Source organism: Pararhizobium sp. A13 (genome assembly GCF_040126305.1).
GTDB lineage: Bacteria > Pseudomonadota > Alphaproteobacteria > Rhizobiales > Rhizobiaceae > Pararhizobium.
Genome location: NZ_CP149510.1, coordinates 1,146,988 through 1,165,049, shown reverse-complemented (window position 1 = coordinate 1,165,049; position 18,062 = coordinate 1,146,988). Strand labels below are relative to the sequence as shown.

Genomic DNA, 18,062 nt, shown 5'->3' with positions numbered 1-18,062 from the left:
GGCCGCAAGGACAGGGCGGCGTGCCCTGCGCAGACGAAGCCTACCGATGCAAATGGTACAGCTTGTTGACGATCAGCCAGTGGCCGCCGATTTTCAACAGGGACAGGTAGTCGGTGAAGCGCATACCGGCAAATTCGTCGGTGACCTTGACGAAGGCGGCGTCGCCCTCGATGTCGGTGATCTCGATATCCATCAGGGGCTGGGTTCCGGGCGGGGCCGGCGGTTCGGCGAGGATGGCGGCGATGAAATCGTCGCGGGACATCCATTCGACCGCACCCTCATAGTTGCCGATGATCTTCGCATCCGGATGGAAGGCCTTGCGCAGGGCTGCCTCGTTGCAAAACGCCATGCCGTCGACATAGAGGTGAACGACTGTGCCAATTGCCTGTTCGTCGGTCATTCACAGCACCTCCCTAGCGCGCCGCGTGATCCTATCACGATGGCGGTGGGGAACAAAGACGGAGCTGGCTCAGATATCGCCCGCCTCCACTGCGCGTTGTGCTTCGCCCCAAAAGAGCGAAGCACGGCGACGCCTAAATGGCCCGTGTCATCTGTTCGTCAGCGCCAGCGAGGCGTCCGAATAGCGCTTGCCCGCCACCCGGTTCGGCGATAGGGCGTCGCCGAGTGTCGTCAGTTCTGCGGCAGACAGAGTGATCTCCGCGGCGGCAACATTCTGTTCCAGATGGTTGAGCTTGCGGGCGCCGGGGATGGGCACGATGAAATCGCCCTGGTGCAGCACCCAGGCAAGCGCCAGCTGCGCAGCCGTGACGCCCTTGCCATCAGCTATCGTCTTCAGCGTTTCGACAAGCGCCGCATTGGCATCGAGATTTTCCGCCTGGAAGCGCGGCAGGTTGCGGCGGAAGTCGTCCTTTCCGAGATCGTCCACGTTGCGAATGGCGCCCGTCAGCATACCGCGCCCGAGCGGGCTGTAGGGCACGAAGCCGATACCGAGCTCGCGGCAGGTCTCGAGCACCTCGTCCTCAGGATCGCGGGTCCATAGTGAATATTCGCTCTGGACAGCGGCGATCGGGTGAACGGCATGCGCACGGCGGATGGTGGCAGCACTTGCCTCCGACAGGCCAAGCGTGCGCACCTTGCCTTCGCGCACCAGTTCTGCCATCGCACCGACCGTCTCCTCGATCGGCACCGAGGGATCGACGCGATGCTGGTAGTAGAGGTCGATGACATCGGTGCCGAGGCGCTTCAACGAGGCCTCGGCGACGGCCTTGGCATTTTCCGGGCCGCCATCGACGCCGATGATGGTCTCGCTGGGGGACTTTCCAGCGGCGATCCGGAAGCCGAATTTGGTGGCAATGGTCACGCGATCGCGAACATCCTTCAGCGCCTTGCCCAGCAGGATCTCGTTTTCATAAGGGCCATAGACTTCGGCGGTATCGAAGAAGGTCACGCCGAGATCGACGGCGCGATGCAGGGTGCGGATCGATTCCTGTTCGTCCGATGCGCCATAGGCAAAGCTCATGCCCATGCAGCCGAGGCCGACGGCCGAGACGGTGAGATCCTGTCCAAGTTTGCGGATTTTCATAGCGGTTGCTCCTTTGTGAGCCGGATAGGGAACGCGGGCGCTGACAGACACCTGCGATGCATCCTGAAAATAATGCGCTTTCGATCGTTTGATAACGGCTGCAAATCCTAACGAGTTGTTCTATTATTTCGATCAATGAACAGGAACCACCTCGCCCAACTCGCCGTCCTTTCCACCGTCGCGGCGCATCGCAGTTTTCGCGCGGCCGCGAAAGAACTCGGCGTCGCGCCGTCGGCGGTCAGCCACGCCATCTCGACGCTGGAGGAGAGCCTTGGCGTTCGGCTGCTCGCCCGCACCACGCGGAGCGTCGCGCCGACGGAGGAAGGCACGGTGCTGTTGGAGCGCCTGCGTCCGGCATTGGAGCAAATCGGCGTTGCGCTGGAGGCCGTCGTCGAGGCGAAAGGCCAGCCCTCCGGCAATCTGCGCATCACCGCGCCGCGCTTTGCTGCCGACCTCCTGATCGCGCCGCGGCTTGGCGAATTCCTCGGTCTCTATCCGGATATCACGCTGGAGATCGCCGACGAGGACGGGTTTACCGATATCGTCCGCGAGGGCTTCGATGCCGGCATCAGGCTCGAGGAAAGCCTGGAGGCCGACATGATCGCAGTCAAGATCGGCCCGTCATTGCGGGGCGCCATCGTCGCCTCGCCCACCTATTTCGAACATTTTCCGATCCCGCAGCATCCGCGCGATCTCGTCCATCACCGCTGCATCCGCCGCCGCTTTTCCAACGGCACGCTCTACAATTGGGAGTTCGAGAAGGGCGGACAGGAACTGACCATTCCGATCGACGGGCCACTGATCCTTGGCGAGGACCGGCCGATCATCACCGCCGCAATCGGCGGCGCGGGATTGACCTATGCCTTCGAGACGCGGGTGGTGGAGCATATCGCGGCGGGGCGGCTGGTCAGGGTGCTGGAGGACTGGTGCCCGCCCTATCCCGGCCCTTATCTCTACTATGTGAGCCGACGACAGATGCGCCCGGCGCTACGCGCCTTCATCGATTTCTTCCGCTATTCCGGCTGATTGAAACCGGGTGGCAAGCGCCTTTCCTCCGACATAGTCTCCAGAGAAACGGGAGGCCTCACATGAAAAAGCCGGGATCGATGAAAGCGCTGGAGGAGTTGGGCCGCACCCGCCTGTCGGAGAATTTCTTCCTCAGAGACTTCCTGCATTCGGAGATCGCCGATTTCTACGGCATGCCGAATGTCCCCGATGATCCGGAACTCGCGATCGCTGCCGGCACGAAACTTTGCGAGGAATTGCTGGAGCCGCTGCAGCGTACATTCGGTCGCCTGCACATCCGCTCCGGCTATCGTTCGCGGTCGGTCAACGCGTTCGGCAACCGCAACAAGCTCAACTGCTCGACCAATGCGGCCAGTGCCGCCGATCACATATGGGACATGCGTGACGCCGACGGCTGCATGGGCGCGACGGCCTGCATCGTCCTTCCCTGGATCTGGGACAGGCGCGCAACACTCGGCGGCTGGCAGTCGCTTGCCTGGTGGATCCATGACAACCTGCCCTACGCCTCACTCTGTTTCTTCCCGAAACTCTGGGCGGTGAATATCCAGTGGCATGAGCGACCAGCACGGCGCATCCGCAGCTATACGGCGCCGGCTGGTCTGCTGACAAAGGAAGGCATGGCCAATCATTCCGGCAGCCATGCGGAGTGTTATCAGGGTCTTCCACCTCTGAAGGGCTAAAAACTCATCCGGTACCGGACATGGCCGTCGGCCTCGGTATATTTGTCGTAGAGCCGCCGTGCGGTTTCATTGCCCTCGTCGGTATGCCAGTAAAGGCGGGCCCAGCCATTCGCCTTGGCCTTCTCGACGAGATCATCCAGCAGCGCCTTGCCGATGCCCTTTCCGCGCGCCGCCTCGTCGAGGAAAAGGTCCTCCAGATAGCAGACCGGCTCCTTCACCCAGGTCGCCTCATGCAAAAGGCAGAGGGCAAAGCCGACGACGTGGCCGTCCAGCACCGCGACGCGCATGAACAGCGGCGAGCCAGGGTCGACGATCCGGCCCCACGTCGTTGTCGTCACGTCCGTGGATACCACCACCCGGTAAAAAGCGACATAGCCCGCCCAAAGTCTGCGCCAGTCCGCTTCGTCGCCCAGCGCCGCGTCCCGTATCTCAACCGCCATGCCTTTTTCCTCCCGGATGTTCTATTCGCTGGCCTCGGTTAAGAGGTGGCAGGCTTCGTCGGAAAGGCGGATCAAGGCCGCCTTCATCAGACTTTCAAGCTGGGTCAGGTTCGTCGCGCTGGAAATCGGCGCCGTGACGCCCTTGCGTGCCATGATCCAGGCAAGAGCAATCTCTGCCTGCGTGTTGCCGGTATCTGCCGCCACCTCATCCAGCGCGCCCAGGATGCGCATGCCGCGGCCATCGAGATATTTGCCGATGCCGCCGCCGCGTGCCGAACCCTCCAGGTCCCTGTGCGAGCGATATTTTCCCGAAAGAAAACCTCTCGCAAGGCCGAAATAGGTGATCACGCCGATCTCTTCGGCCATGCAGAGATTTCGCAGCGGACCGTCGAAAGAAGCGCGGTCATAGAGATTGTATTCCGGCTGCAGCACCGCGTAGCGCGGCAGGTTCTTCTCTTTCGAAACATCGAGTGCGGACCGCAACTGCTCGGCGCTCAGATTGGACGCTCCGACATGGCGAACCTTGCCCTGCTGCAGAAGTGTATCATAGGCGCCCAGCGTTTCCGCATAGGGCGTTTCGGCATCCGGCCAGTGCGACAGGTAGACGTCGATATGATCGGTCTGCAGCCGGCGCAGGGAATCCTCGACGGCCTGCAGGATCCATTTTGCCGACAGCCCCTTCCTGTCTGGCCCCATTTCGGAGCCGACCTTGGTGACGATCACGGCCTCGTCCCGGGCACGGCCCGACTGTTTCAGCCATTTGCCGATGATCGTTTCGGATTCGCCGCCGCTATTGCCTGGAACCCAGGTGGAATAGGCGTCTGCGGTATCGACAGCATTGAAGCCTGCGTCGAAGAAGGCGTCGAGCAATTGAAACGAGGTCTTTTCATCCGCGGTCCAGCCGAAGACATTGCCGCCGAAGACCAGCGGCGCGATGGACAGGCCGGTGCGGCCGAGGGTTCGCTTTTCCATGGGGTCGCTCCAGAATGCTATGGGATAAATCGCTCGGGAGGCGCGAAGTCTGCCCCATGGAGATAGGCGAGGTACAGCGTTTTTACATGCCCGGCGGCAATTTTATTCCCGCGCGAATGGCTTGATGGGCAGGTACCTCGCGGTTACTGTGCCGCCGAAACAGAGAGGATATGTCAATGTTGCGCTTCGGTATTCTGTCGACGGCCAAGATCGGCCGCGAACTCGTTGTTCCTGCCATCCAGGACGCGGAAAACTGCGTCGTCACGGCCATTGCCAGCCGCGATCTCTCCAAAGCGCGCGACATGGCCGACCGTTTCTCGGTGCCGCACGCCTTCGGCTCCTACGAGGAAATGCTGGCTTCCGACCTCATCGACGCCGTCTACATTCCGCTGCCCACCTCGCAGCATGTCGAGTGGTCGATCAAGGCCGCCGATGCCGGCAAACACGTGCTTTGCGAGAAACCGATCGCGCTCAAGGCGTCCGAGATCGGCGCCGTGATCGAGGCGCGTGACCGCAACAAGGTGCTGATTTCCGAAGCCTATATGGTCACCTACAGTCCCGTCTGGCGTAAAGTCCGCTCGCTGCTGCAGGACGGTGCTGTCGGCAAGCTGCGCCACGTTCAGGGCGCCTTCACCTACTACAATCGCGATGCCGCCAATATGCGCAACAAGCCGGAACTCGGCGGCGGCGGACTGCCTGACATCGGCGTCTATCCAGCGATCACGACCCGTTTCGTCACCGGCAAGGAGCCGATCCGGGTGCAGGCCAATACCGACCGCGATCCGGAATTTGGCACCGACATATACTCGAGCGTGCGCGCCGATTTCGGCGACTTTGAATTGAGCTTCTACATCTCCACCCAGCTTGCCGCCCGCCAGGTAATGGTCTTCCACGGCGACAAGGGCTTCATTGAAGTGAAGTCGCCGTTCAATGCCGACCGCTACGGTGCCGAAGAATTGGAACTGACCAACCAGAACCACTCGCAATCACAACTTTTCCGCTTCCAAGATGCGCGGCAGTACAAGCTCGAAGCCGAAGCTTTTTCGCGCGCGGCAAGGGGCGGGACGGAAGAGGTGGTGACGCTGGAAAGCTCGGTGAACAACCAGAAGCTCATCGATGCGATCTACCGCGCCAGCCAGAAGGATGGCTGGGAGCCGGTCTGAAACAGGATGGAATCGAAGACCCGCTGTTGGAAAACGCGGCGGGTCTTTCAATGACGCTCGATAATTATGCCTGACGGCGGCGCGCAAGAATGAACGCGGCGAAGACCGGTGCGGCGATCCCGGCATTATAAGCGAGCAACGCCAGAACGAGCGCAAACAGGGATACGGCACCGGCCGAAAAGAGCGCGGCAAGTGCGAAGGCTGCGATGATCAGACCACCGGCCAGAGCGTAGCAAGGCACAGACCGCAGACCCGCCGTCAAAAGTCCGATTGCAAATGTGGTCAAGATTATCATCCGACCCCTCCCGATGATGAGTATAGCGCAACAATCTGCCCAAGGCTCGCTAAAATTGGCTTAACCCTCCGATTGCTCATAACGAAGCGGTCGCCAAAGAGTTCCCTCAGCGACCGGCATATTTGACATTTGCGTGAAATCTATGGCCGATGCTCGTCCGTCAGGAATAGGCCCCGGCCTTTGCCTGGATCGCCGCATTGGACGCCCGGAAGGGCCAGATCGTCAGGCTGTCATAACGGCCGGCGGCACATAGCCCCGCCTGGTTCCGCCCGAGGAAGACCTGACCCGCTGTTGCCGGCACGGTCGCATCGGTTGCAATTGTCCCGCCGCTATAGCTGCCTGACCGGCCGGTGGCGCTCCAACCGAGGCAGACACCGAAGGCGGGGAGCGGCACGGTCACGCTCGCAATTGACAGTGCGTTGCCGGCAATTACGTTGGTCTGAGCCGTGTTGAAGCGCATGATCTCGTCACCGGTGCCGACACCGATGAGACGCCCGAGAGAACCATAGAGACCCTGCCCCTTCAAAAGAAAGGTGGCCGCAGCCCCCGTTTCCAGCTGCGCCCGGCTCAGGGCGCCGCTGACCGTCAGCGTCAGGCTGGCCGATGTCGCCGTGAAGGTGACCGGCGCGGGGTTGCGTCACCGTGGCAGTTACTGCGCCTGAGAGCACCAGCGAGCCAGAGCCTCGACAGGAAACGGTATATTGCGCAGCATAGGTGACTGCGATCGTCTGCGTCGCGGGTGAGAACGCATTCAGGAAAAGATTGGCGGCCGGGCCTTCGATCAGGAGCTGCCGATGGCCGTAGCGGTAGTCGAAGCGCGGGACGTCCGCAGCCGCCTGCTGGGCCACCCCTGCGGCATCGATGTATTCCGCGGCCGATCCGCGTGTGAACACGAACAGATCCGAAAACGGAACGGAGTGCGGAGAGACAAGCGCGTCCACCGCCGCGGCAGCAATGTTTGCCGCAATCACATGCGTCACGGCATGGCGATCCATGCGGAAATCGGCAACGAAGGCGGGTAGCTTGGCAACGCCATCATTCGCATCGGCCGCGGTAAGAGTCGCGCCGACAAACCATGCGCTGCCTGCGCCGGCCAGGCCGAGGCCTGTATTGAGACCGAGCGACACCATCAGACGAGCCCAACGATGCTGCCGGCGGTGGTGCCTGTTGCCAGCACACGATCGGCGCGCACCGGCAGGATGCTGCCGGGCGCAACGCCGGCGAGGGTGACGGTCTGGCCTGAAAGCAGGCGCAGCGCAAGCGTGCCACCGGAGCCGACATAGATCGCTCGCGTCATCTCGGACAGATCAAGCGTATCGCTGAGTGTCACCGCAAAACCATGGGTGGCAGGACTTGTGAGGGAGGGGATATTGCTGGAAAAACGGCCTGACATCGGCTGGTCCTTAGTGGTGATTGACGTTGCGGCCATGATGCGCGTGGTTTTGAGCACCGGGGACGAACGGGGAAATTGAAAGGCCTGTTGAGGGCGCCACCAACGGCTGGTCATTCGCGGGCGGGCGCGGCAAAATGGGCCTATGAGCTCTTTCTTCGATTCCGATTCGCCCACCAATCTCACCGAATATTCGGTTTCAGAGCTGTCCGGTTCTATCAAGCGCACGGTCGAGCAGGCCTTCGACCAGGTGCGGGTGCGCGGCGAGATTTCCGGTTATCGCGGCCCGCATTCCTCGGGGCACGCCTATTTTTCCCTGAAAGACGACAAGGCGCGGATCGATGCGGTCATCTGGAAAGGGACGATGAGCCGGCTGAAATTCCGGCCCGAAGAAGGCATGGAGGTGATCGCCACCGGCAAGGTGACGACCTTCCCCGGTTCGTCGAAATACCAGATCGTCATCGAGACGCTGGAGCCGGCCGGCGCCGGGGCGCTGATGGCGTTGATCGAGGAGCGCAAGCGCAAGCTCGGCGCCGAGGGGCTTTTCGATCAGACGCGAAAACGGCCCCTGCCCTATATGCCGCGTATCATCGGCGTCGTGACGTCACCGACTGGCGCGGTTATCCGCGATATCCTGCACCGGATTTCGGATCGTTTCCCCGTTCATGTCATCGTCTGGCCCGTGCGGGTCCAGGGCGAAGGCTCGGGCAGTGAAGTGGCGGCAGCAATCGAGGGCTTCAACGCCTTCACTGCGGGCGGCCCGATCGCCCGGCCGGACCTGCTGATCGTCGCCCGCGGCGGCGGCAGCCTCGAAGACCTCTGGAGCTTCAACGACGAGGCCGTGGTGCGTGCCGCAGCCAATTCACAGATCCCACTGATCTCTGCGGTTGGCCACGAAACCGACTGGACGCTGATCGACTATGCGAGCGACCAGCGGGCGCCGACACCGACGGGAGCTGCGGAAATGGCCGTGCCGGTGAAGGCCGATCTGGAGGCGAGTGTCTCGGGCCTCTCTGCGCGTCTGAAGGCGGCGGTGACACGGCAGATGGACAATCGGCGGCACAACGTTCGTGCGCTGACACGGGCGCTGCCCTCGCTCGACCAGCTACTCGCCTTGCCGCGCCGCCGCTTCGACGAGGCATCGGCAGGGCTGGGGCGCGGCTTGCAGATGAACACTGCCAACAAGCGGCGTGCCTTCGAGCGTACGGCCGCACATTTGCGCCCGGATGTTCTGTCGAACCGGATCTACGAGCGGCGGCAGAAACTATCGGAGCATATGATCCGCGCGGAACGCGTCGTCGAACGCCTTATCCATCGTTCTGCTGCCAGGGTTTCGTCGGCTGATGCGTCGCTCAGAACCTTCCCCGGCCGGCTGCTTAGCCAGATTCACCGTTCGCAGGATCGCCTGACAGGCCTTGCAGGCAGAGCCGACAACGCGCTCCTGGCCGATCTGCGGCGGCGACGCAGCACAATCGTGGCGCAGGACCGCATCCTGCAGTCGCTGTCCTATCGCAACGTGTTGAAGCGTGGCTATGCGCTGGTGCGCGACGAGACGGGAGCCCCGGTCAAGGCGGCCTCAGCCCTCTCGCTGAACCAGGCGATCGCGATCGAATTCGCCGACGGGTCTATCAACGCCATGACCACCGAAGGCGGCGCTCCGACGCCGCCCCAGCCACTGAAGAAGCGCGCGGAAAGGCCGCCACGGGCCGAGCCGCCGAAGCAGGGCAGCCTGTTCTAAGGACGAAAACCTCATGCGCTTCCTCGTCGTCCTCTCCCATCCCTTGGCCGGCAGTTTTGCCGGGAGTATCGCTGCGACTGCGAAGACAGCGCTGGAGAAGAACGGCCACAGCGTCGATCTGCTCGACCTCTACACGGAGGATTTCGACCCACGCCTCAGCGAAGCGGAACGGCGGGGCTATTTCGACGTCCCCTACAATACCTCGGCCGTCGACGATATCGTCGCGCGGCTCAAGGCGGCGGACGGGTTGATCCTGGTCTTTCCGCAATGGTGGTTCAATTTCCCGGCGATCCTGAAAGGTTTCTTCGACCGCGTCTTTGCCCCAGGCATCGCCTTCGATCATGAACAAGCCGGCGGCCGCATCATTCCACGCCTGACCAATATCAAGTCGTTCTGGGCGCTGACGACGACCGGTTCGCCCTGGTGGGTCGTCAAGCTCTATATGGGCGACCCGGTCCGCCGCCTGTTGAAGCGCGGCATCGCCGCCTTCTGCGCCAAGGATGTACAGTTCCGGATGATCTCGTTGCACGACATGGATCGCGTGACGGCGAAGCAGCGCGCGGCGCATCTGGCCAAGATCGAAAAGGCGATCGCGCGGATTTGACAACGGCCAAGCGTTTGCCCCGCGCAAAAAGAAACGCTTCCGTAACGATCCCGCCTGTAAATTTGGCCACTTCAAACCAAGGGCGTCGAATGCCAATCGAACTCTCAGCTTCCCAGGCGCTGAACCTCTGGCACGCCGTCTCGCTCGAGCAGGTGCGGATAGACAATCGCGACCTGACGCTGCGGCAGATTTCCATTCTCCTGCATATCTACCTCGTGCCGCCGCCGCATACCGTGCGCGGGCTGGCCGGTATTCTCGGCGTAACGAAGCCTGTGATCACCCGCGCCCTCGATACGATGGGTGATCTCGGCCTCGTCGCCCGCGCGCGCGACGAGCGCGACAAGCGCAATGTGATCATCAAACGCACGGTCGAGGGTGCGCTCTATCTTGAAAAACTTGGCGATCTGATCATTGATCAGGGACGCAAACTGTCTATCTGAGGGCACATGTCTGACCTTCCCGACCGCCGACTGAACGCCTATCGCCCCGACCTTGCCGAGGAGCGGTTGCGCGGCATCGTCGAGGCCGCAAACTATGTGAGCGGCTCACCGGGTGTCATCTCTGCCCCAGTGGTGCAGATGCGAGCCCGCCCGGAACTCGAAAGCGGCACCGACACGGAACTTTTGCTCGGAGAAACGGTCCATGTCTTCGACACCGCGGGTAACTGGGCATGGGTGAAGGCCGATTTCGACGGTTATGTCGGCTATATTCCGGACCATGCCGTTTCGCCTGTGGTCCGCAGCCTGACGCATATCGTCACGGCCCCCCGCACCTTTATCTATGCCGGCCCAGACCTCAAATTTCCCACGGTCCAGGCGCTATCGATGGGCAACCGGATCACGGTCGTCGGCGAGCGGGAAACGCGCGGCACGCGCTATTTCCTGCTGGAAGGTGGGCAGGCCGTCATCGCCAATCACTGCGCGGAGGTGGGAAAGCCACACTCTGGAGACTACGTCTCCGTGGCGGCACGGTTTCTTGAAACGCCCTATCTCTGGGGCGGACGCTCCGGCTTCGGCATCGATTGCTCCGGTCTTATCCAGCTCTCGATGATGATGACCGGAAAAGGCGTGCCGCGCGATACCGACATGCAGGCTAAGAGCCTTGGTACCGAAATCACCCGCGATGAACTCCGCCGCGGCGATCTCGTCTTCTGGAAGGGTCACGTGGCCATCATGCTCGATGAGCAGACGCTGCTGCACGCCAACGGCCATACGATGAACGTTGCCCTCGAGGGACTGGAGGATGCGATCGCCCGTATCGGCTGGCTTTATGATCAGCCGACGGGGTATCGCCGCCCTGATCAATAGCCGGCTTGACGGTCCACCAGATGCTGAAGCGGCAGACCGCTTTCGAAACGATTGATCTGCTGCTCGACATGAGAAAACAGCGCCTTGACGTCTGACGAGGCAGCGACGTGCGGGGTGACGTAGACGTTGTCCATGTCCCAGAAGGGGCTGTCCTTGCCCAGTGGTTCCTGTTCGAACACGTCGAGCGAGGCGCCGCCGAGCACGCCTGATCTTAGCGCCGCCAGAATGTCGGCCTCGACCTGGCTGCCGCCGCGCCCGCCATTGATGAACACCGGCGCGCCGTAGGCGCCGCTTCGGCTGAGCTTCGAGAAGAGCTGTGCGTTGAAAATGCCGCGGGTTTCGTCCGTCAAAGGCAGCAGGCCGACAAGGAGATCGGTTTGAGCGAGAAATGCGTCCAATTCATCGCCGGCGAAGGTCTCGGCGCCATCGATCTCCTTTTTTGACCGCGACCAGCCGATGGTCTTGAAGCCCATGACGCCGAGCTTGCGGATGGCATCCTGGCCCAACACGCCGAGGCCCATGACGCCGACAGTGACATCGGCGGCTTCGGGCTGGCTCAGATCTTCCCAGACGTGGGCCTTGGCACGCGCCTCATAGGCGTGGTGCTGGCGCAGGTGCAGAAGACAGTTCATCACCACCCACTCGCTCATGCGCGTCGTCAGGCTGCGATCGACGAAACGAACCAGCGGCACGTCCGGCAGGCCGGGAAGTGTCAACACATGATCGACGCCGGCGCCGCCGGAAAAGACCACCTTCAGATCCGGCGCGCGTGAAAAGAGATCCGGATCGGATTTCCAGACGACGGCATAATCGATGCCGGAGAGATCATGACCCTTGTGAGCGGGGTCCGCAAGATTGATGACTTCGCGGCCGGCAAAGGCGCCTTTCAGGCCGCTTTCCACTTCCTGCGGAATGAACTTCAGATCGACGATGACGGGGCTTTTCGAAGGCATGAAACGGAACTCTATTGATTGATAGCGGGCACGTTGACCGCTTCCATGTTGAAGGCGGCGGCCATCAGCGCCTTGGTGTAGTCTTCCTGCGGCGCGGTGAAAATGCGTTCCGACGGTCCCTGCTCCACCACCTTGCCGAGCCGCATGACGATCATGTCGTTGGCGAGCGCTCGGACGACCTTCAGGTCGTGGCTGATGAAGAGATAGGCGAGCGAATGCTTCGCCTGCAGGTCGCGCAAGAGATCGACCACCTGCGCCTGGACGCTCATGTCGAGCGCCGAGGTCGGTTCATCGAGCATGACAAATTGCGGCTTGAGCACCATGGCGCGGGCAATGGCGACGCGCTGTCGCTGGCCGCCGGAGAACTCGTGCGGGTAGCGCCACCGGGTCGCGGCATCGAGACCGACCTCCTCCAGCGCTGCCGCCACACGCGCATCGCGCTCCTTCTCCGAGAGGGAAGGCTCGTGCACCTTCAGGCCCTCGCCGACAATGTCGCTGATGGCCATGCGCGGGCTGAGCGAGCCATAGGGGTCCTGGAACACGATCTGCATGCGGCGGCGCAAGGGCCGCATCTGCTTGAACGAATAGCCGGCTATCTCGTTGCCGACGAAGCTGATGCGGCCCTTCGAGGAGATCAGCCGCGTCAAGGCAAGCCCGAGCGTCGTCTTGCCGGAGCCGGATTCCCCGACGACACCGAGCGTCTGGCCGGCCCGCAGCGTCAGATCGATGCCGTCGACAGCCTTCACATGGTCGACGATCCGGCGCAGGAAGCCGGCCTTGATCGGGAACCAGACCTTCATGTCCTGTGCTTCGATCACCACCGGCTTCGAGGTGTCGGAGACCGGCGGTACGCCCTTTGGCTCCGAGGCGAGAAGATGGCGGGTATAGGCGTGCTGCGGATTGGCGAAGATCTCCGCCGTCGGACCCGTTTCGACGATCTTGCCCTTGGTCATGACGCAGACCCGGTCGGCGATCTTGCGGACGATGCCGAGGTCATGCGTGATGAACAGCAGCGACATGCCATGCTCGTCCTTGAGCTTTTTCAGAAGCTCGAGGATCTGCGCCTGGACGGTCACGTCGAGTGCCGTTGTCGGTTCGTCGGCGATCAGGAGCTCCGGCCGGTTGGCGAGCGCCATGGCAATCATCACGCGCTGGCGCTGGCCGCCGGAGAGCTCATGCGGATAGGCAGCGAGACGTTTTTCCGGCTCGCGGATGCCGACCTGATTGAGCAGTTCCAAAACGCGGGTTCGGGCGGCCGCGCCGGTGATGCCCTGGTGCAGGTCGAGGATTTCGGCGATCTGCCGCTCGATCGAGTGCAGCGGGTTGAGCGACGTCATCGGCTCCTGGAAGATCATCGTGATATCGTTGCCGCGCACCTGGCGCAGTTCCGCATCGGACGCCTTCATCAGATCCTGGCCGTTGAAGAGGATCTCGCCGCTCGGATGGCTCGCCGCCGGATAGGGCAGCAGTTTGAGGATCGAATTGGCGGAGACCGACTTGCCTGAGCCGGATTCGCCGACCAGCGCGACGACCTCGCCGCGCTTGATGTCGAAGGATATGCGGTCCACGGCCACCGACGTCTTGCCGCCCTGATGGAAAGCAACGGCGAGATCGCGCACGGAAAGGAGTTTATCTGTCATGGCGATGCTCATCTGAACGTCTTCCTCGGGTCGAAGGCGTCGCGGGCCGCTTCTCCGATGAAGATCAACAGCGACAGCATGACGGACATGACCACGAAAGCGGTCAGGCCGAGCCAGGGGGCCTGCAGATTGGACTTGCCCTGCGAGATCAGTTCGCCGAGCGAGGCGGAGCCCGGCGGCATGCCGAAGCCGAGGAAATCGAGCGAGGTGAGCGTGGTGATCGAGCCGGAAAGGATGAACGGCAGGAAGGTCAAGGTCGCCACCATGGCATTGGGCAGCAAGTGGCGGAACATGATCGTCCGGTTGTTGACGCCGAGCGCCCGGGCAGCCCGGACATATTCGAAATTGCGGGCCCGCAGAAACTCGGCCCGGACAATGCCGACGAAACCGACCCAGGAAAACAAGAGCATGATGCCGAGCAGCACAAAGAAGCCGGGTGGCAGGATCGCGGCGATGATCAGGAGAATATAAAGCACCGGCATCGACGACCAGATCTCGATGAAGCGCTGCAAGAGCAGGTCCGTCCAGCCGCCGAAATAGCCCTGCACGGCACCGGCGGTAACACCGACGATGGCGGAGGCGATGGTCAAAGCGAGACCGAAGAGAACGGAAATACGGAATCCGTAGATCATCCGGGCAGCAACATCGCGGGCCTGATCGTCGGTGCCAATCCAGTTGAGATTGCCGAGTGTGCAGCCCGGGTCGTTCTCACCCTGCGGATAGCCGGAGCAGCGTTCCGCCTTGTCCATCAGCCAGAAGGGCGCCGTTGGAGCCGAATGCGGGATGTTGGAATTGGCGGTCTGGTAGGAATAGCGGATCGGTGGCCAGATCATCCAGCCATTGGCGTTGATCTCGTCGCGGATATAGTCGGAGCGGTAATCCGTTTCGGCTAGAAAGCCGCCGAACTTCTCTTCCGGATAGTTGACCATCACCGGCACCAGGATTTCTCCCTTGTAGGAGGCGAGAACCGGCTTGTCGTTGGCGATGAATTCGGCGCAAAGGCTGAGGCCGAACAGCACCATGAATATCCAGAACGACCAGTAGCCGCGCCGGTTGGCCCTGAAATTATCCCAGCGGCGCTGGTTGATGGGCGACAGCCGCCCGGGCGCGCCGGTGACGAGGGCCGGATTGGTGGAGATGACATCCGCCATCAGACATCCCTCCGCTCAAAATCGATGCGCGGATCAACCCAGGTATAGATCAGGTCGGACAAGAGGCCGACGAGCAGGCCCATCAGCGAGAAGATATAGAGCGTGGCAAAGACGATTGGGTAGTCGCGCTTGACGACGGATTCGTAACCCAGCCGGCCGAGGCCATCGAGCGAGAAAATGTATTCCGTCAACAGCGATCCCGTAAAGAAGGCCGTGATGAAGGCGCCCGGAAAGCCGGCGATGACGATCAGCATGGCGTTGCGGAAAACATGTCCATAGAGAACCTGTCGCTCATTCAGGCCCTTGGCGCGCGCCGTGATGACATACTGCTTCTTGATCTCGTCGATAAAGGAATTCTTCGTCAGCAGCGTTGTCGTTGCAAAGGCCGACATCAGCAGCGTGATCAAAGGCAGGGTCATGTGCCAGAAATAATCGAGGATCTTCTGCCACCAGTTCAACTGGGCGAAATTATCCGACACGATGCCGCGCAGCGGGAACCAGTCGAAGAACGAGCCGCCGGCAAAGAGCACGATCAGCAGGATACCGAACAGGAAGCCCGGCACCGCATAGCCGATGATGATGATGCCGGACGTCCAGACATCGAAGGTCGAGCCGTCCGAGATGGCCTTCTTGATGCCAAGCGGAATGGAGATCGCGTAGGAAACCAGAAGAATCCAGAGGCCGAGCGAGATGGAGACCGGCATCTTGTCGAGGATCAGGTCGATCACCGAGGTGTTGCGGAAGAAGCTCTCGCCGAAATCGAAACGGATATAGTTCCACATCATCAGGCCGAAGCGCTCGAGCGGCGGCTTGTCGAAACCGAACTGTTTTTCCAGTTTCGCAATGAATTCCGGATCGAGCCCCTGCGCGCCGCGATATTTTCCAGAGGACTCGTCACCCGGCGATTGAACGCCGAGATCCCCGCCACCGCCGGACAGCCGATCGCCGCCCTGGTTCTGGCCGGTCAGGTCGGAGATGACCTGTTCCACCGGCCCACCGGGGGCGAACTGAACGACGGCGAAGGAGATGGCCATGATCCCGACGATCGTCGGGATCATCAGCAGAAGCCGCCGCAGAATGTAGGCACCCATCAGCGAACCTCCCGCTTGCCGTTTGCTCCGGCAGCAAGATTCGATCCGCTATCGGCAACCCTTCTGTCATCCATCAATCCGCTGGTCTCCTTCAAGGCGCCGCTGCCGCGACCGGCTTCGGCGCCCAACCTGATTCGCATATGTGCATTTGGAGTACACGATGAGCCGTGCGCAAGGCTTTCATTGAGCGCCGGCTGACTTCGACCACCAGATCGCGGGGAAACCGACGGCGTATTTTGGCAGCTCGGCGGGCCGCACGAGGTTTGCGGAATAGGCGATCCGGGAATAGCGTCCGGTGTAGCTGGGGATGACATAATGATGGGCGAGCAGGACACGATCGAGCACCTTTGTCGTGGCAATGAGTTCATCGCGATCCTTGGCGAAGATGATCCGGCGAATGAGCGCATCGATTCCCGGATCGCTGATGCCCGCATAGTTCTGCGAGCCTTCGCGCTTGGCAGATTCCGATCCCCAATATTCCGCCTGTTCGTTGCCGGGGTTCACGGACTGGGCCCAGCCGAGATAGATCATGTCGAAATCGCGCGAACGCCAGCGGTTGGTATATTGCGACGCATCCACCGTACGAACGCTGACTTGAACACCGATCTTCTTGAGATTTTGTGCAAAAGGCAGCGCCACGATCTCGATCGTCGGTCCATCGAGCAGGATTTCGAAACTGAAAGGTTCGCCGGTCTTTGAATTCACCATCCGGTTACCCTTCAGTTCGTAGCCGGCTTCCTTGAACAGGGCGATCGCCTGTCGCAGGTTGTCGCGCAGTTTCTTGGGATCGCCGCCGACAGGATTCTTGTACTCCTTGGTGAAGACTTCCGGCGGAACCTGGTCCTTCAGTTCATTGAGGATTTCCAGCTCACGTCCCTGCGGCAATCCGCTGGAGGCAAGTTCGGAACCGAAGAAGTAGCTGTTGATGCGATCGTACTGGTTGTAGAAGATCGTGCGCTTCAGCTCTTCGAAATCAAAGGCGTAGTTGAGCGCCTCGCGCACCCGCTGATCCTGGAATTTCTCACGGCGTTGATTTGGGATGAAGCCGACAAGGACGCCGCTGCTGCGGTAGTCGTTGTCGAGGACTTCCCGCTTGATACGGCCATCCTTCACGGCCGGGAAAGCATAAGCCGTCGCCCAGCGCTTGGCGGAATTTTCCCACCAGTAGTCGGCGTTGCCCGAACGGAACGCCTCGAAGGCGACATCGAGGTCGCCATAGTATGAATAGGTGTAGGAACCGAAATTGTTCTGGCCGATATTCACGTTGAGATTCTTGCCCCAATAGTCGTCGCGAAGTTCGTAGCGGATGGTTGCGCCCGGCGTCATTGCCGCGATCTTGTAAGGTCCCGAGCCCATCGGGATTTCGAGCGTGGTTTTCGAGATGTCGCGCTGAACGCCCTTGGCGTCCTTGCCTTCCCACCAGTGCTTCGGAACGATCATCAGTTCGCCGACGATTTTCGGCAGTTCTCGATTGTTCTTCTCGTCGAAGGAGAACGTGATTTCGCGGTCGCCGGTCTTTTCCGCCTTGGTCACGTGCTTGTAGTAAAATTCCTTCTGGGGATCGAGTTCCTTGGTTTTCTCGAAGCTGAAGACGACATCTTCCGGCGTCACCGGCTGACCATCCGCCCACTTGGCCTCCGCCCGCAACCGGAACTTCACAAAACTGAAGTCGTCTGGATAGGCGATGGCCTCGGCCAGAAGACCATAATCCGAGGCGATCTCGTCCATGGAGGGCGTCATCAGCCTGTCGTAGACGAGATTGCCTGCAGGCGGCGATGTCATTCCCGCGGCGATTTCGCCCTTGGCAAGCAATGAATTCAGCGTGTCGAACGTGCCGGAAGCCGTCAAGTTCACATTGCCACCCTTCGGCGCATCAGGATTGACATAGTCGAAGCGGGCAAAGCCGTCCTTGTATTTCAGTTCACCCACAGTCGCCGTGCCGCCATGCCATTCCGGCTCCTGAGCAGCTGCCGACGCAGTCAGGGACAGGAAGGCCACCGCCGCCAAGTTCACTACGCTTCTGAAATTAATGCCAAATCGCCGCATCCAGATTTTCCCTTTTTTCTTTG

General features: G+C 61.3%; 20 protein-coding genes. 7 read left to right on the top strand and 13 right to left on the bottom strand.

Annotated features, from left to right (window positions below):
• Nucleotides 1-40: 40 nt before the first annotated feature.
• Both WI754_RS05515 and WI754_RS05510 read right to left on the bottom strand, forming a co-directional pair.
• Nucleotides 41-400: a nuclear transport factor 2 family protein gene (locus WI754_RS05515; RefSeq protein WP_349436683.1), complete on the bottom strand. Its 360-nt coding sequence runs from the start codon at nucleotides 398-400 to the stop codon at nucleotides 41-43.
• A gap of 147 nt (nucleotides 401-547) precedes the next feature.
• Nucleotides 548-1,543 carry an aldo/keto reductase gene (locus WI754_RS05510; RefSeq protein WP_349436681.1) on the bottom strand — a complete coding sequence of 332 codons (996 nt, stop codon included), beginning with the start codon at nucleotides 1,541-1,543 and terminating at the stop codon, nucleotides 548-550.
• Between the two features lie 135 nt (nucleotides 1,544-1,678).
• Here WI754_RS05510 and WI754_RS05505 point away from each other — a divergent pair, with 135 nt between their 5' ends.
• On the top strand, nucleotides 1,679-2,569 hold the full coding sequence (locus tag WI754_RS05505) for a LysR family transcriptional regulator (RefSeq protein ID WP_349436679.1): 891 nt from the start codon (nucleotides 1,679-1,681) through the stop codon (nucleotides 2,567-2,569).
• A 62-nt stretch (nucleotides 2,570-2,631) separates the two neighbouring features.
• On the top strand, nucleotides 2,632-3,249 hold the full coding sequence (locus WI754_RS05500) for a hypothetical protein (RefSeq protein ID WP_349436677.1): 618 nt from the start codon (nucleotides 2,632-2,634) through the stop codon (nucleotides 3,247-3,249).
• Here the strand turns inward: WI754_RS05500 and WI754_RS05495 are convergent.
• Together WI754_RS05495 and WI754_RS05490 are read right to left on the bottom strand one after the other, a co-directional pair.
• Nucleotides 3,246-3,689: a GNAT family N-acetyltransferase gene (locus tag WI754_RS05495; protein WP_349436676.1), complete on the bottom strand. Its 444-nt coding sequence runs from the start codon at nucleotides 3,687-3,689 to the stop codon at nucleotides 3,246-3,248. The genes WI754_RS05500 and WI754_RS05495 overlap by 4 nt on opposite strands.
• Before the next feature lie 21 nt (nucleotides 3,690-3,710).
• On the bottom strand, nucleotides 3,711-4,661 hold the full coding sequence (locus WI754_RS05490) for an aldo/keto reductase (RefSeq protein WP_349436674.1): 951 nt from the start codon (nucleotides 4,659-4,661) through the stop codon (nucleotides 3,711-3,713).
• A 176-nt stretch (nucleotides 4,662-4,837) separates the two neighbouring features.
• Between WI754_RS05490 and WI754_RS05485 the strand changes: the two genes are divergently transcribed.
• A complete protein-coding gene (locus tag WI754_RS05485; protein WP_349436672.1) occupies nucleotides 4,838-5,824 on the top strand; it encodes a Gfo/Idh/MocA family oxidoreductase in 987 nt (328 codons plus the stop codon).
• Nucleotides 5,825-5,888: 64 nt separating this feature from the next.
• Here WI754_RS05485 and WI754_RS05480 read toward each other — a convergent pair whose 3' ends face one another.
• The 4 genes from WI754_RS05480 to WI754_RS05465 form a co-directional block, all read right to left on the bottom strand.
• Nucleotides 5,889-6,110: a hypothetical protein gene (locus WI754_RS05480; RefSeq protein ID WP_349436670.1), complete on the bottom strand. Its 222-nt coding sequence runs from the start codon at nucleotides 6,108-6,110 to the stop codon at nucleotides 5,889-5,891.
• 169 nt (nucleotides 6,111-6,279) lie between these two features.
• The gene (locus tag WI754_RS05475; RefSeq protein ID WP_349436668.1) at nucleotides 6,280-6,579 is read right to left on the bottom strand and encodes a hypothetical protein; all 300 of its coding nucleotides are present in this window, start codon (nucleotides 6,577-6,579) and stop codon (nucleotides 6,280-6,282) included.
• 7 nt (nucleotides 6,580-6,586) lie between these two features.
• A complete protein-coding gene (locus WI754_RS05470; protein WP_349436666.1) occupies nucleotides 6,587-7,249 on the bottom strand; it encodes a hypothetical protein in 663 nt (220 codons plus the stop codon).
• The gene (locus WI754_RS05465) at nucleotides 7,249-7,512 is read right to left on the bottom strand and encodes a hypothetical protein (protein WP_349436664.1); all 264 of its coding nucleotides are present in this window, start codon (nucleotides 7,510-7,512) and stop codon (nucleotides 7,249-7,251) included. Before WI754_RS05465 ends, WI754_RS05470 begins: the two co-directional genes overlap by 1 nt.
• 142 nt (nucleotides 7,513-7,654) lie before the next feature.
• Here WI754_RS05465 and xseA point away from each other — a divergent pair, with 142 nt between their 5' ends.
• From xseA to WI754_RS05445, 4 genes are all read left to right on the top strand, one after another.
• Nucleotides 7,655-9,247, top strand: a complete 1,593-nt coding sequence (xseA, locus tag WI754_RS05460) for an exodeoxyribonuclease VII large subunit (protein WP_349436662.1) — start codon at nucleotides 7,655-7,657, stop codon at nucleotides 9,245-9,247.
• A gap of 13 nt (nucleotides 9,248-9,260) precedes the next feature.
• Nucleotides 9,261-9,851, top strand: a complete 591-nt coding sequence (locus tag WI754_RS05455; RefSeq protein ID WP_349436661.1) for an NAD(P)H-dependent oxidoreductase — start codon at nucleotides 9,261-9,263, stop codon at nucleotides 9,849-9,851.
• Between the two features lie 89 nt (nucleotides 9,852-9,940).
• Nucleotides 9,941-10,291: a MarR family transcriptional regulator gene (locus WI754_RS05450; RefSeq protein ID WP_349436659.1), complete on the top strand. Its 351-nt coding sequence runs from the start codon at nucleotides 9,941-9,943 to the stop codon at nucleotides 10,289-10,291.
• A gap of 6 nt (nucleotides 10,292-10,297) precedes the next feature.
• Nucleotides 10,298-11,158 carry an NlpC/P60 family protein gene (locus WI754_RS05445; RefSeq protein WP_349436658.1) on the top strand — a complete coding sequence of 287 codons (861 nt, stop codon included), beginning with the start codon at nucleotides 10,298-10,300 and terminating at the stop codon, nucleotides 11,156-11,158.
• On the opposite strand, the gene WI754_RS05440 is transcribed toward WI754_RS05445, so the two are convergent.
• The 5 genes from WI754_RS05440 to WI754_RS05420 form a co-directional block, all read right to left on the bottom strand.
• Entirely contained in the window at nucleotides 11,152-12,111 is a 960-nt protein-coding gene (locus tag WI754_RS05440; protein ID WP_349436656.1) for a glyoxylate/hydroxypyruvate reductase A, read from the bottom strand. The two genes, WI754_RS05445 and WI754_RS05440, sit on opposite strands and share 7 nt — an antisense overlap.
• An 11-nt stretch (nucleotides 12,112-12,122) precedes the next feature.
• On the bottom strand, nucleotides 12,123-13,751 hold the full coding sequence (locus WI754_RS05435) for an ABC transporter ATP-binding protein (RefSeq protein ID WP_349436654.1): 1,629 nt from the start codon (nucleotides 13,749-13,751) through the stop codon (nucleotides 12,123-12,125).
• 8 nt (nucleotides 13,752-13,759) lie between these two features.
• Nucleotides 13,760-14,902, bottom strand: a complete 1,143-nt coding sequence (locus WI754_RS05430) for an ABC transporter permease (RefSeq protein ID WP_349436652.1) — start codon at nucleotides 14,900-14,902, stop codon at nucleotides 13,760-13,762.
• Nucleotides 14,902-15,993 carry a microcin C ABC transporter permease YejB gene (locus WI754_RS05425; protein ID WP_349436650.1) on the bottom strand — a complete coding sequence of 364 codons (1,092 nt, stop codon included), beginning with the start codon at nucleotides 15,991-15,993 and terminating at the stop codon, nucleotides 14,902-14,904. The genes WI754_RS05430 and WI754_RS05425 overlap by 1 nt, the downstream gene beginning before the upstream one ends.
• A 180-nt stretch (nucleotides 15,994-16,173) precedes the next feature.
• Complete coding sequence (locus tag WI754_RS05420) at nucleotides 16,174-18,039, bottom strand: extracellular solute-binding protein (RefSeq protein ID WP_349436648.1); 1,866 nt, start codon at nucleotides 18,037-18,039, stop codon at nucleotides 16,174-16,176.
• Nucleotides 18,040-18,062 lie beyond the last annotated feature (23 nt).

Coding starts and splice junctions, on each gene's coding strand:
- WI754_RS05515 (WP_349436683.1), bottom strand. CDS start 400: ATGACCGACGAACAGGCAATTGGCACAGTCGTTCACCTCTATGTCGAC.
- WI754_RS05510 (WP_349436681.1), bottom strand. CDS start 1,543: ATGAAAATCCGCAAACTTGGACAGGATCTCACCGTCTCGGCCGTCGGC.
- WI754_RS05505 (WP_349436679.1), top strand. CDS start 1,679: ATGAACAGGAACCACCTCGCCCAACTCGCCGTCCTTTCCACCGTCGCG.
- WI754_RS05500 (WP_349436677.1), top strand. CDS start 2,632: ATGAAAAAGCCGGGATCGATGAAAGCGCTGGAGGAGTTGGGCCGCACC.
- WI754_RS05495 (WP_349436676.1), bottom strand. CDS start 3,689: ATGGCGGTTGAGATACGGGACGCGGCGCTGGGCGACGAAGCGGACTGG.
- WI754_RS05490 (WP_349436674.1), bottom strand. CDS start 4,661: ATGGAAAAGCGAACCCTCGGCCGCACCGGCCTGTCCATCGCGCCGCTG.
- WI754_RS05485 (WP_349436672.1), top strand. CDS start 4,838: ATGTTGCGCTTCGGTATTCTGTCGACGGCCAAGATCGGCCGCGAACTC.
- WI754_RS05475 (WP_349436668.1), bottom strand. CDS start 6,579: ATGCGCTTCAACACGGCTCAGACCAACGTAATTGCCGGCAACGCACTG.
- WI754_RS05470 (WP_349436666.1), bottom strand. CDS start 7,249: ATGGTGTCGCTCGGTCTCAATACAGGCCTCGGCCTGGCCGGCGCAGGC.
- WI754_RS05465 (WP_349436664.1), bottom strand. CDS start 7,512: ATGTCAGGCCGTTTTTCCAGCAATATCCCCTCCCTCACAAGTCCTGCC.
- xseA (WP_349436662.1), top strand. CDS start 7,655: ATGAGCTCTTTCTTCGATTCCGATTCGCCCACCAATCTCACCGAATAT.
- WI754_RS05455 (WP_349436661.1), top strand. CDS start 9,261: ATGCGCTTCCTCGTCGTCCTCTCCCATCCCTTGGCCGGCAGTTTTGCC.
- WI754_RS05450 (WP_349436659.1), top strand. CDS start 9,941: ATGCCAATCGAACTCTCAGCTTCCCAGGCGCTGAACCTCTGGCACGCC.
- WI754_RS05445 (WP_349436658.1), top strand. CDS start 10,298: ATGTCTGACCTTCCCGACCGCCGACTGAACGCCTATCGCCCCGACCTT.
- WI754_RS05440 (WP_349436656.1), bottom strand. CDS start 12,111: ATGCCTTCGAAAAGCCCCGTCATCGTCGATCTGAAGTTCATTCCGCAG.
- WI754_RS05435 (WP_349436654.1), bottom strand. CDS start 13,751: ATGACAGATAAACTCCTTTCCGTGCGCGATCTCGCCGTTGCTTTCCAT.
- WI754_RS05430 (WP_349436652.1), bottom strand. CDS start 14,902: ATGGCGGATGTCATCTCCACCAATCCGGCCCTCGTCACCGGCGCGCCC.
- WI754_RS05425 (WP_349436650.1), bottom strand. CDS start 15,993: ATGGGTGCCTACATTCTGCGGCGGCTTCTGCTGATGATCCCGACGATC.
- WI754_RS05420 (WP_349436648.1), bottom strand. CDS start 18,039: ATGCGGCGATTTGGCATTAATTTCAGAAGCGTAGTGAACTTGGCGGCG.